General features: G+C 58.0%; 9 protein-coding genes and 1 pseudogene. 9 read left to right on the forward strand and 1 reads right to left on the reverse strand.

Translation table 11 applies throughout. The features are described 5' to 3' along the window. The 8 genes from nodB to EN750_RS04100 all read left to right on the forward strand — a co-directional run. Window positions 1-596 (forward strand): chitooligosaccharide deacetylase NodB (nodB, locus tag EN750_RS04065; protein WP_127395700.1); only part of this gene is annotated, 596 nt, incomplete at its 5' end. Window positions 597-611: 15 nt separating this feature from the next. After that, window positions 612-1,937, forward strand: coding sequence for a chitooligosaccharide synthase NodC (gene nodC / locus EN750_RS04070; RefSeq protein ID WP_032899868.1), 1,326 nt, complete (start codon window positions 612-614; stop codon window positions 1,935-1,937). A 260-nt stretch (window positions 1,938-2,197) separates the two neighbouring features. After that, a complete protein-coding gene (nodI, locus tag EN750_RS04075) occupies window positions 2,198-3,112 on the forward strand; it encodes a nodulation factor ABC transporter ATP-binding protein NodI (protein WP_024505873.1) in 915 nt (304 codons plus the stop codon). A 3-nt stretch (window positions 3,113-3,115) separates the two neighbouring features. Further along, entirely contained in the window at window positions 3,116-3,904 is a 789-nt protein-coding gene (locus EN750_RS04080; RefSeq protein WP_029356621.1) for an ABC transporter permease, read from the forward strand. Between the two features lie 289 nt (window positions 3,905-4,193). Further along, a complete protein-coding gene (locus EN750_RS04085) occupies window positions 4,194-4,955 on the forward strand; it encodes a sulfotransferase (RefSeq protein WP_024505871.1) in 762 nt (253 codons plus the stop codon). A 377-nt stretch (window positions 4,956-5,332) separates the two neighbouring features. Beyond that, on the forward strand, window positions 5,333-6,619 hold the full coding sequence (locus EN750_RS04090; RefSeq protein WP_126063813.1) for a dicarboxylate/amino acid:cation symporter: 1,287 nt from the start codon (window positions 5,333-5,335) through the stop codon (window positions 6,617-6,619). Between the two features lie 272 nt (window positions 6,620-6,891). Further along, window positions 6,892-7,953, forward strand: a complete 1,062-nt coding sequence (locus EN750_RS04095; RefSeq protein WP_024505889.1) for a LacI family DNA-binding transcriptional regulator — start codon at window positions 6,892-6,894, stop codon at window positions 7,951-7,953. Window positions 7,954-8,117: 164 nt separating this feature from the next. Beyond that, window positions 8,118-8,921, forward strand: a complete 804-nt coding sequence (locus EN750_RS04100; protein ID WP_024505888.1) for a TIM barrel protein — start codon at window positions 8,118-8,120, stop codon at window positions 8,919-8,921. 48 nt (window positions 8,922-8,969) lie between these two features. On the opposite strand, the gene EN750_RS04105 is transcribed toward EN750_RS04100, so the two are convergent. Continuing rightward, window positions 8,970-9,887 carry a LysR family transcriptional regulator gene (locus EN750_RS04105; RefSeq protein WP_024505887.1) on the reverse strand — a complete coding sequence of 306 codons (918 nt, stop codon included), beginning with the start codon at window positions 9,885-9,887 and terminating at the stop codon, window positions 8,970-8,972. A gap of 701 nt (window positions 9,888-10,588) precedes the next feature. Here EN750_RS04105 and EN750_RS04110 point away from each other — a divergent pair. Beyond that, window positions 10,589-11,817: pseudogene (locus EN750_RS04110) on the forward strand (IS110 family transposase). Window positions 11,818-12,544: the final 727 nt, after the last annotated feature.

The following is a 12,544-nucleotide window of genomic DNA, read 5'->3' on the forward strand; positions in this document are numbered from 1 at the left end:
GCGTCTATCTGACGTTTGACGATGGTCCCAATTCATTTTTCACACCGCAGATACTCAATGTGCTGGCGCAACATCAGGTGACGGCGACCTTCTTCGTTGTTGGGGCCTACGCGGCCGACGAGCCGGAACTCGTTCGCCGAATTATTACAGACGGGCACGGTATAGCCAACCACACGATGACTCATCCGGACCTGGCCAAATGCGGGTCCGTCGAAGTCGACTGCCAGATAGTTGAGGCAAACAGAGTCATAGGGATGGCTTGCCCGCAGGCCATGGTTCGGTACTTTCGTGCACCGTATGGCATCTGGACCGAAGAAGTAATCGCTGCATCAGCGGGTGCGGCATTGGCGCCCGTCCATTGGTCCATTGATCCACGCGACTGGTCTCGCCCCGGCGTTGACGCCATCGTCGACAGAGTGCTCGCCGATATCCGGCCGGGCGCAATCGTGCTGTTGCACGACGGGTGCGCTCCCGACGAATTGCAACCAGGCAATCAAGCCAGTCTGCGCGACCAGACGGTGACAGCGTTGTCACGCCTAATTCCAGAATTGCACGGCCGCGGATTTGTAATCCGATCACTTCCTCAACACCCCTGAACAAACAGAGATCCTATGGACCTTCTCACCACAGCCAGTACTGTTGCCGTTTCGTCTTATGCGGTGCTCTCGACTGTTTACAGAGGCATGCAAGCGGTCTACTCCCAACCGGAAAATGTTACGCCGCCGTCGGAAAGCTTGTTCGGATCCGACCGTTGGCCGAGCGTGGATGTCATTATCCCCTGCTACAATGAGGACCCGCGCACACTCGCGGCGTGTTTAGCTTCCATTGCAAATCAAGATTACGCCGGAACATTTCAGGTCTATCTGGTTGACGACGGTTCTGGAAATCGTAATGCCGTCATCCCGGTACATCACGCCTACGAGGGCGACCCGAGATTCAATTTCATTCTGCTCCGCGAGAATGTTGGCAAACGCAAGGCGCAGATCGCCGCCATCCGCCGCTCATCTGGAGATTTCGTGCTCAGCGTCGACTCTGACACGACACTTGCGTCCGACGTCATCACAAAGCTTGCAGTAAAAATGCGGGATTCCATGGTCGGAGCGGCCATGGGCCAGCTGACGGCATACAACCGCAGCGACACTTGGTTGACCCGATTGATCGATATGGAATACTGGCTGGCTTGCAATGAGGAGCGCGCGGCGCAAGGTCGCTTTGGTGCGGTCATGTGCTGCTGCGGCCCATGTGCAATGTACCGCCGGTCTTGTCTCCTTTCTCTGCTGGATCAATACGAGACGCAGCTGTTCAGGGGGAAACCAAGCGACTTCGGTGAAGACCGTCATCTTACGATCCTCATGCTGAAAGCAGGCTTTCGAACCGAGTACGTTCCAGGTGCCGTCGCGGCGACAGTCGTTCCGGACAAGATGGGACCTTATTTGCGCCAACAACTCCGCTGGGCACGAAGCACCTTCCGGGACACGATGCTTGCGCGAGGTCTACTGCGTGGCCTGGATCGCTATCTAACTTTGGATGTGATGGGAGAGAATCTCGGCCCATTGTTGCTCGGCATCGCGGTAGTAACGGCGCTCGGTGAGCTACTATTTTCACATACAGTAAATTGGTGGACGGTGCTGGCTATTGTCACGATGACCATAATCAGATCTACGGTGTTATCTTTCCGCACTCGGCAGCTTCGATTCATCGGCTATTCAATGCACGCGTTAATCAGGATATTCCTGTTGATCCCCTTGAAGGCTTACGCCCTGTGTACATTGAGCAATAGCGATTGGCTGTCGCGTAAAAGTGTTCCCCTGCCCAACAGGAGCACAAAGGAAATCACAAGCGCGATGCCGCTTGCCGGAGCAAATGCTGCGGGCAATTCTGGAATTGCGGAGTCACTTCATACTGCAGATCTTTCGCTCACAGCTGGTGAAGTCTGACGGCCTTGCAGCGCCGAGTGACCGAGTAAGTTGTGTCAGTCGACACGGGGTGAAGCTTTCGAGTTACCTATGGTCAGAACGGGAACTATCTGGAAGCGACACGTGGCATCTTGACGTTATTCTTTGGCGGAAGCGATACACGCGTCGCTCCGGCCGCGACTTTCCAAAGGTGCCATCTCAAGGCGGTGGCCTGCTCTGAACCAGAATTCGCAAGTAAGCTGCCGGTGGCCAATCGGACTCATTCCGCTTGAGATAGACGCATGTCCAATGTAGCAATCGACCTTACCGGCGTAACCAAATTATTCGGAAACAAGCTCGTTGTGGACGGGCTGTCCTTCACCGTTGCATCGGGAGAGTGCTTCGGTCTGCTGGGGCCGAACGGCGCAGGCAAGAGCACGATTGCGCGTATGCTCCTCGGTATGACCCGGCCTGACGCGGGTGATATAACAGTCCTCGGTCTACCAGTGCCGGCACGCAGCCGCTTGGCCCGCAAGGGCATAGGCGTGGTCCCGCAGTTCGACAATCTCGACCTGGAATTTACGGTACGCGAGAACCTGTTGGTGTTCGGGCGCTACTTCGGCATGAGTACAAGAGAGATCAACGCCGTCATCCCACGGCTCCTCGAGTTCGCTCGCCTTGAGAGCAAGGCGGATTCACGTGTCGGCCTGCTATCCGGCGGGATGAAGCGGCGCCTGACGCTGGCACGTGCTCTGATCAACGACCCCCAGTTGCTTGTGATGGATGAGCCCACGACCGGCCTCGACCCGCATGCCCGCCATCTGATCTGGGAGCGACTTCGTTTCCTGCTGGCGAGCGGAAAAACGATCATTTTGACCACCCATTTCATGGAAGAGGCTGAGCGGCTTTGTGATCGGCTGTGTGTTCTCGAGCGGGGACGCAAGATCGCCGAGGGCAGTCCTCATGCGCTGATCGACGAGTACATTGGGTGCAACGTGATCGAGATCTTCGGCGGCAATCCACAGGAGCTGATTTCGCTGATCAGACCGTACGTTCAGCGTGTCGAGGTAAGCGGCGAGACGCTCTTTTGCTATGCGCCTGAGCCGGAGGATGTGCGCATCCAGCTTCGCGGTCGAGCGGGTCTGCGTATTCTAGAGCGTCCACCCAGTCTGGAGGACGTTTTCTTGAGGTTAACCGGACGTGAGATGGAGAAGTGAGCAATGGGTGAACGTTTTGCGGCCGCTCTACCCGCCAACGCCTGGAACTGGATCGCGGTGTGGCGCCGCAATCATCTGGCATGGAAGAAGGTGGCATTTGCTTCAATGCTCGGCACCCTTGCTGATCCGATGATTTACCTTTTCGGGCTCGGCACTGGCCTTGGACTGTTGGTAGGCCGCATCGAAGGTGCATCCTACATCGCCTTTCTGGCAGCCGGCATGGTTGCGACGAGCGCGATGACAGCATCAACCTTCGAAACAATTTACGCGGTTTTCGGTCGAATGCGCGATCAGGGCACTTGGGAAGCAATCCTGCACACACAACTTACCCTCGGCGACATCGTTCTCGGTGAATTGACCTGGGCAGCCACAAAGGCCTTTCTGGCCGGTACGACAATTGCGATTGTTGCCGCCGCGCTAGGTTATGCCGCGTGGACGTCGGTTCTCTACGTGCTGCCGGTCATCGCTCTCACCGGGTTCGCCTTTGCGAGCCTGGCCATGCTCGTCATCGCGCTCGCGCCCAGTTATCACTATTTTATTTTCTATCAGACGCTTGTCATCACACCCATGCTGTTCCTTTCGGGCGCGGTTTTTCCAGTCGGCCAATTGCCAGGAGTGTTTCAGCAGATTGCGGCCTTCTCGCCGCTGGCGAATTCTATCGATCTAATCCGTCCGGTGATGCTCGGCCGCCTGGGCGACAATGTAGGGCTGCATATAGGCGCACTTTGCATGTTCGCTGTATTGCCTTTTTTTCTGTCGGCTGGACTGTTTCATCGACGACTAATGCGTTGACGCTTACCTACGCCCATCAACGAGAAGGAGGTCCGCAATGCCGGATTGCAAACTGCCCCCAGCGGCCCGGAGGCATGCGTGTGCCAGGAATCGCGAGTGGTACAACAACGCCGAAGCCGGGCGCCACCCAGCCGCTGCAGGCACGCGCCCATCTTCGCGACCACACCTCGGAGTACAGGCTGGGTGGTGAGGCGCGCGGACCCACCCGGAGCGTTCAAGCGATAGCAGCCAAGCTTCTTGTGCGCGTCCCCAGACCGTCGCGGCCATTATTTAGTTGGATACACATGCAATGACCCACAACGAACCAACTCCTGAGCCTTTTGTGATCCTTGCTATGCCAAGGACCGGAACACACTATTTAGAAGAATTGCTAAACGAGCATCCGACCGTTCTGAGTAACGGTGAGTTGCTAAACGAATATGATCCCAATTGGCCCAGCACGGATCGCCTGCTAGGCACGGATCGCGAGCTTCTTGAGCTTGCCTATGTGCGCTGCCCTATGCGCGACTACAAGAATGTGACGCATCTTGGCTGCAAGATCAATGAACCTCAGTTTCGCGAGCGTCCAGCATTCTTTGCGGAATTAGCTCGTTGGCCAGCACTCAAGGTCATCCTCGTTGTTCGCCGAAACGTATTGGAATCGCTCCGATCCTTTGTGCAGGCCAGGGAAAGCGGTCAGTGGCTGAAGTTCAGCTCGGACAACGATACCGCTCGGCCACCGAGCGTCAGGTTGTCAATCGCCGACTGTGAGGCTTATTTCAAAGCCGCCGACGATTTTCACGCTCGCGTTATGGACTCCTTCACGTCGACCAACCTGCTTGTAATGGAATACGAGAGCCTACTTCACGAACCTGCCCAATGCTTGGGAGCGGTTTGGGATTTCCTGGGCGTTCCAGCGCTTGAGCCATCAGATAACGCCATCTTGCAGCGCCAGGAAACGCGACCGCTTGATCAAACGGTGGAGAACTTTGACGAGTTGCGGATTCACTTCGCACGCGGACCTTATTCAAGATTTTTTGACCTCGGAGATTCAATGCGCTCCTACGCTTAATCGCTTGTACCGCGTGCTCTGATGGGCGTGTAGGATATCCTGCAGTTTGCGCGCATTCCGTTCCAAAACTGACAAACCAAAGTCACCAAGGCAACCGGCAGTCGATCTGCGGCGAACATCAAAGGGCACGGGCGCAAGGCGACCTGGTCAATTCCCTCTCTGATGAAGCACTTCCTCAGACGCGATCTTTGGCGAGCCTCGAGTGCAGAATTCCGGCAAGGTGGAGGGTTCCAGTGCGCAACTGCACCAATCTCGCTGGACGGGACAGGCGTCCAGTTGGCACGGCGCTTGCTCCGAGATGACAGCAGCGCTCGACCGGAGCGCAGCATGGGAGAAGGAGGAGCCCCCACCCCGATCCGGTCAGGGAGAGAGAAACGATGTTGGTTCCAAGAGTCCCCCGCGCGATCGCAGCGCCCCGCAAGCGCCATTTTGCCCGGACCTACGTGCAGGTACTTGCCGCCATGGTCCTTGGAGCCGCAATTGGCTACCTCTATCCGGAAACCGGCCAAAGCCTGAAGCCGCTCGGCGATGCCTTCATCAAAGTCATCAAGATGATTATCGCACCTGTCATCTTCCTGACAATTGCGACCGGCATTGCCGGCATGAGCGATCTGCAGAAGGTCGGCCGAGTTGCCGCCAAGGCGATGGTTTATTTCCTTACCTTCTCGACGCTTGCACTCGTTGTCGGGCTGATTGTCGCGAATATCGTTCAGCCTGGCGCCGGCCTCAACATCGATCCGGCCTCGCTCGATGTCGAAGCCGTTAAGGGCTATGTGGCCACGGCTCACGAGCAGTCCGTGACCAGCTTCCTGATGAACATCATCCCGTCAACGATTGCCAGTGCCTTCGCGGAAGGCGACATCCTGCAAGTCTTGTTCTTCTCGGTCTTGTTCGGCATTGCTCTGGCGATGACCGGAGAGACGAGCAGGCCGGTCGTTACCTTTCTCCAGGCGCTCACCGCCCCCATTTTTAAGCTCGTCGGCATTCTGATGAAGGCTGCACCCATCGGCGCCTTCGGCGCTATGGCCTTTACGATCGGCAAATACGGAATCGGTTCGGTGGCCAACCTCGCGATACTGGTCGCGACGTTCTATCTGACCGCCTTCCTCTTCGTGTTCGGGGTTCTCGGCGTGGTCTGCCGCTGCAACGGCTTCTCGATCTTTTCTCTTGTCCGCTACATCAAGGACGAGCTGCTGCTTGTCCTGGCAACGTCCTCCTCGGAGGCCGCGCTGCCCTCGCTCATGGAGAAGATGGAGAAGGCCGGCGCCGCGCGTTCGGTCGTAAGTCTCGTCATCCCTACTGGATACTCATTCAATCTGGACGGCACCAATATCTACATGACGATCGCCGCCCTCTTCATCGCGCAGGCGACGAACACAGATTTGTCAATTGCCGATCAGATCCTCCTGCTGCTAATTGCGATGCTTTCCTCGAAGGGTGCGGCAGGCGTCACCGGCGCCGGCTTCATCACATTGGCCGCTACTCTGTCTGTCGTGCCGAGTGTTCCCGTTGCCGGAATGGCTCTAATTCTTGGCGTGGACCGCTTCATGTCGGAATGCCGCGCGCTGACGAATTTAGTCGGTAATGCGGTGGCATCGCTCGTTGTCGCTCGCTGGGAAGGCGAATTGGACCAGTCCCGGATGGAAGCCGCTTTCCGCGGTTAGGGTTACATCAAACGGGCTCCCCGCAAGCAAGCAATAGCGCGACGTGTAAGTCACGGCCTTCACAGCAGTCGAATTGCCGGCCTCCAAAGAGCGCTGGAAATAGTGTACTAACGCGGAGAGTAATACAACACCATGAAGCCCCTAAGCAAACGAACGGTTCACGGAAACTCATCTGGGTCCGCATGGAGCGCTGTTCGTCGAATGCGTTATCAACCGTGGGGTGTGGTAACTATTTCAGCTTGCCGCCCCAAGCCGTCGCGGGATCGCACCGGATGACGGAGGACCGGCCGATCAGAATCGCTAGGGGAAAGCGCGTCACAATTGCCGATCTCGCCCGCGAAGCCGGAGTCAGCGTAGCAACAGTCGATCGGGTTCTGAACGTCCGCCTTCCGGTGCGAGAGGAGACCGCCCAGCGGGTCCATGCGGCCGCGCACGCGATCGGCTATCATGCTGCCGGTCTCATCAAACAGCGCTTGCAGCAGCACCTGCCGCACTACAAGCTGGGCTTCATCTTGAGAAAACCTGCCCACGATTTTTACCAAGATTTCGCTCGCAATATTGAAGAGTCGGTCAGTATGGCTAAATCCTTCCACGGCCTTCCGATCATCGAGTTCGCGCAGTCACATTTGCCGCGTGACCTGCTCCCGCTTCTTAAGGACCTTGGAAGCCGCTGCCAGGCGATCGCCATGGTGGCGGCCGATCACCCGAAAATCACAGCATCAGTCGAGGAGCTCAAGGCGAAAGGTATCCCGGTATTTTCGCTGTTATCCGACTTCGCCGATGGCGTGCGCGAGGGCTACATCGGCCTCAACAACAGCAAGGTCGGACGGACTGCCGCTTGGGTGTTTTCCAAGGCCGCAAAACGGCCCGGCAAGGTGGCGGTGTTTGTCGGAAGCCATCGCTTCCAGGCGCATGCGACGCGGGAAACGGCCTTTCGTGCCTATTTTCGTGAGAACGCGCCCAAATTCGAGGTGCTTGATCCGCTCGTGAACCTTGATGAACGGCAGCTCACTTACGAAAAATTGCTGGATCTTATGCAGCGGGAACCAGAGCTCGTCGGCTTCTATATGGCCGGCGGGGGTATAGAGGGAGCAATTTCCGCGCTCCGAGAAGAGGGGAGCGGTCAGGATCTCGTCGCGATCGTGAGTGAAATGACGCCGCAGTCACGTGGGGCGCTTGCGGATGACATCTTGACGATGGCGGTCGGCACGCCAATGCGCCGACTTTGCCAGGAGCTGATAATGGCAATGGAGCGGGCCATCAAAGCCGGCGTCGCGGAGAGCCCGGGGCAGACATTTCTGCCGTTCGACATTTATCTTCCGGAAAATATTTGACCTTGATGGATTTCTATCATGAGCGCCCATTTTCCTTTCACCGATGAAAGGAAAGCTCGATTGACTCGGCCGTCTCTGTCCGATCTGTGAACCGGCGTGGTTCCGTCTTGAAAGAAGCCGGATGCCGAAATGGCAGCCGCGCTTCATGGAAGGAAAGTCAAGCAATGCGCCAGGTATCGCCCCGCTTTGCACTCGATCACATGGCGGCGCCCCGCCTTGACGTCAGTGCGCTTTTCGCGCTTGCCCGTGACCAAGGCCTGACCGACGTCCAAATCCGTTACCCTCATTTCAGCAATCCTGTCGCACGCGGCATTCCGGCTGCGGACGTTCGGTTTGCCGCTACCGAAGCGGGCGTCACGATCATCTCTGTCAACGCCTTGCAGCGGTTCAACGACTGGACTCCAACGCGTCAGGCCGAGGCAAGCAACCTCGCCGATTATGCGACGGCGTGCGGGGCAGAGACGCTCGTGTTGGTGCCGGCCAACCGCAGCTCGTGGCCCACCAATAGCGAGCGCCAGGACAATCTTCGTTTCGCTCTAAACGAGATCAAGCCAATCCTCCAGTCGCGGGGTCTGATCGGTCTCATCGAGCCGCTGGGTTTCCGAACCTGCTCGCTTCGATCAAAGAAGGAAGCGGCCGAGGCCGTTGCCGCGGTTGATGGCCAGTCCGTCTTTCGCCTCGTGCACGACACGTTCCACCACACCCTGGCCGGGGAGACATGCCTGTTCTGCGAGCTTACCGGCCTGGTGCACATTTCAAGCGTAAACGACCCGACCTTCTGGATTTACCCCGATCGCTTTCTTGCAGGTTCCGACAATGGCAGCCAGATTCAGGCGCTGCTGGATGGCGGCTACGCGGGACCTTTCTCGTTCGAGCTGATCGAGGAAGTCCATTCTCTGGACGATCTCGCAGGCGCACTTGCCGCCAGCATCGACTTTATCCGGCGAGGGCTATTGTCGTCAAAGTAGATGGTGACAGGTGTAGTGACTATAGGTGCGCCTGAATTTTCCGAGGGTTCACAGCGGGGCAGCCATCCGAGATGCCTCCTGTATCATTATCTCCCGCATCCAGATGCTTGCCGGATCGCTATTGTGGAGGGCCGGCCATTGGAGGGTCTCGGTGAATGTGGGAAATGGCAGCGGAAGTTCGATAACCCGCAGGGGGAACGTTTTTTCGAAATGCCTGACCAGCCGTAAGGGCATGGTCGCTATACGAGCTGTGCCGGACACCATAGGTGGAATCATGCTGAAGCCCTGCACGGCGACCTCGACACGTCTCTTAAGGCCATGCTCAAGCAAAAACCATTCCTCGATAGACGGCTTCATCGTACGCCCGAACCTGACCGCGACGTGCCTCATCGACATGTATCTCTCGAATGTAAGCTGCTGTGGCAGCTGCTTGTTTGTGGGACAGCCTACGCACACGAGCTTCTCGTCAAACAGCGCAATGCTTGAATGCACACTCGACGTGAACATATCCGGTAGAATTAGAAAATCGACGTCACCGCGCCGGAGAAGCTCATCGGGGCTATCGTCGACAGGCAGCAGTTCGAAGCTGACGGCGGGGGCTTCCCGTGAAATACGCTCCACAAGCTTTTCGAAAAACACGAGCGTGACGAAATCGGAAAGAATGATCCTGAAGAGGCGATCGGCTCGAGCTGGGTCAAACGGATCCGAAGAAATAATCGAGCACTGGATGTGCTGGAGAGCGTCGCGAACTGCGGGGGCAAATGCTGCCGCACGCGGGGTTAGAAATCGTTCGCGACCTCTTATCGTAAACAGTTCATCGCGGAAATAATCGCGCAGTCGGGCGACGGCCGCACTCATGGCGGGCTGACTCAGGTTGATCCTGCGTGCCGCCGCCGAGAGATTACGCTCCGTCAGGAGTGCGTCGAGCACAACGAGGAGATTTAGATCAAGTCCTTTGAAACGCATGTCATCAGCCATCCATGGGATGGATGCCTTTAACCGAAACAAACGACTTTAACAATTTAGCATTCTTGCAATCTTTTGTCGCAAAAAGTTTATGATGGATGACGTTAAGGTCCGACATATGAGCCGCGTGATCTGCCGAAGCGAGCAATCGTTCGTACTGTGCAGGTCAGAGATTGGCAGTTTGAAACGCCGGGCCGATGGCGCCGGGCTATCAACCAGCGTCTTCGGCGGCCCCGACCTAGCTGGGCGTGGAATCTAATAGGGTGCACCTTTCCAGTCCGAGGCGACTGATGGGCGGTTTGATCCTAAGCTGCCGTGAGGCCTGTGCCAATTGTATCGGCGAGCCAATGCAGCAGTCCGGCAGCGTTTTTGAGAGCTGTTGTAGGCTCGGCCTAAGCCCATTGGCGCAAGCCTATCTGAACGAAGCGCTTGGCCTTGCCGCTATCCGGTATGTGATCTGTGGTGTCTTCTCGTCCTGCTGTTCTTGTTTTGGAACGCCCTTATGGTGAGCCCATCCGGGACGTGGGGCACCGGGAGCACAAAGGTGCAGGCAGGCCGTCAATAGACCGTGGGCTGAGAGCCCGAGCTCGTTACATGGCCGCCCCTGGCGACTTTCCCGGATGCGCTGCGAGCGCGGATCAGTAGATGTCGTGTTGCCCGCCAGCTCCCGTCTTTGACCGAGCCAAGAAGGAGGAACGGGCATGCTTATCATCGGACTGGATATTCACCGCGCCTTCGCCGAAGCAGTGGCATGGGAGGAGGGCAGGCTCAGGCGACTCGGCCGCGTCGACATGCGGCGCGATCTGCTGGCGGCGTTCGCCGCGAAGCTGTCGCCGAACGATGTCGGGGTGATCGAGGCCACCGGCAGCGCGACGTCCGCTGCAGCTGTGATTGCGCCGCATGTGAAGAAGGTGGGGATCGCCAAGCCGAAACAGGTGTTTATCGTTGCCTATGCCAAGATCAAAACGACGATCGACGCCGACGTTCTTGCGCAGCTCTATGCCAGCGGCTTCTTGCCAGAAGTCTGGATTGCGGACGAGCCGACGCAGGCTCTGCGTCGACAGGTGACACGGCGCAATCAGATTGTCCGACAGAGATCTCGATTGAAGAGCGTCATCCAGTCGATCCTTCATAGCCACCTGATCCGTCCTGCCCGCATGCCGACCTGTGCGGCGCCAAGGGTCGGACCTGGTAATCGAGCAGGTCGTACCGCAGGACGAGCGCCTCGCGATCGATGGGCATCTGCGCGAGTTCGACCGATTGGGCGAAGACCTCCAGGTCATCGAACGCGATCTTGTCCGCTCGGCTCTCGAGGATGAAGGCGTGAAGCGGCTGATGACCATTCCCGGCGTCGACATCACCGTCGCGCTGGCGATGAAGGGCGGCGATCGGCGACGTGTCGCGCTTCGACGATCCGCAGAAGCTCGTGACCTATCTCGGGTTGAACCCAAGCGTCCAGCAGTCCGGCCAGGTCCGGCCTACCATGGGCGGATCACCAAGCAGGGCCGTGGTCATGCGCGCGGCATGCTCGTCGAGGCGGCCTGGGCGGCCGCTCGTGCTCCCGGACCGTTGCGAGCCTTCTCCCTGCGGCGTGCGAGCCCGGCGCGGACAGCATGTCGCGGCCGTGGCAACCGCACGCAAACTCTCTGTCGTGATCTGTCATCTGTTGAGAAGGGCGAGAGTTACGCGTAGGCTCGACCCTCCCTGCATGCCAAGAAGCTTGCGCGATGTGGAACTCAAGGCCGGGAGCAAGGCTGTGCGCGGCCAAAAGGGAGCGCACGCCTACAACATAAAGAGCCACCGGGAAGAAGAGCGCCGCTGGGTGGAGCAGGCCGAGGGCGCCTATGCACGCCTCGTCGCCGGTTGGAACCCACGAGGTCCGAAGAGGGTAGGCACGGATGCCGCAAACCGGGCGCCCAGCTTGGCATAAGGGCTACGTGGCCTCAGGAAGCGTCGTCGCCAATGCAGACCATGGACGAATTCCCAGCCGATGCCGAGATGCCGGTCGACCGTGCCTGTCGCCGTCCGGTGATGCGATGCCCCCGAGCGGATGAGTTCGCCCCGGATGCTCCCGGTCACGACGCACGGGTTCGGGTTCCAAGGCGCTCAGTTTTGTTCGCGCCCAATCGGTGTAGGACGCGGCAGAAAATACGAGCGTGACGAAATCGGGAAGAATGATCCTGAAGCGGCGATTCGGTAGAGCCGGGTCAAACTATCCGACGAAATAAACGAGCACTGGATGGGCGGGAGAGCGTCGCGAACTGGAGGGCAAGAGCTCCCGGACGCAGCGTTAAGTTTGAATACCTCCGCGGACATGGTCGCGAGCTTATCGCGCAAATAATCGAGCAGCCGAGCGCCGGCCGCACTCATGACCGGCTGGGCTCGGTTAATCCTGCATGCCGCGCCCATGAGGTTGCGCTCTGTCGGGAGTGCGTCGAGCACAACGACGAGATGTAGTTCACGATCTTTGAAACGCGTGGTCAACTATCCAAAGTGTGGATGCCTTTCATCGAAACAAACGATTTCATCAATGTTCTGGAATCCTGCATGGGCAGAAGCACCTGACGCACACCGATGCCCCCACTGCCTCATGGCGTGGCGAGCGTCTTAAGAAACCGCCCGAAAGGAGATTTTTCATGCGCTCTACCGGGCAGTGG

The organism is Mesorhizobium sp. M7A.F.Ca.ET.027.03.2.1, assembly GCF_003999175.1.
GTDB lineage: Bacteria > Pseudomonadota > Alphaproteobacteria > Rhizobiales > Rhizobiaceae > Mesorhizobium.

Coding starts and splice junctions, on each gene's coding strand:
- EN750_RS04080 (WP_029356621.1), top strand. CDS start 3,116: ATGGGTGAACGTTTTGCGGCCGCTCTACCCGCCAACGCCTGGAACTGG.
- nodI (WP_024505873.1), top strand. CDS start 2,198: ATGTCCAATGTAGCAATCGACCTTACCGGCGTAACCAAATTATTCGGA.
- EN750_RS04085 (WP_024505871.1), top strand. CDS start 4,194: ATGACCCACAACGAACCAACTCCTGAGCCTTTTGTGATCCTTGCTATG.
- EN750_RS04100 (WP_024505888.1), top strand. CDS start 8,118: ATGCGCCAGGTATCGCCCCGCTTTGCACTCGATCACATGGCGGCGCCC.
- EN750_RS04090 (WP_126063813.1), top strand. CDS start 5,333: ATGTTGGTTCCAAGAGTCCCCCGCGCGATCGCAGCGCCCCGCAAGCGC.
- EN750_RS04095 (WP_024505889.1), top strand. CDS start 6,892: ATGACGGAGGACCGGCCGATCAGAATCGCTAGGGGAAAGCGCGTCACA.
- nodC (WP_032899868.1), top strand. CDS start 612: ATGGACCTTCTCACCACAGCCAGTACTGTTGCCGTTTCGTCTTATGCG.
- EN750_RS04105 (WP_024505887.1), bottom strand. CDS start 9,887: ATGCGTTTCAAAGGACTTGATCTAAATCTCCTCGTTGTGCTCGACGCA.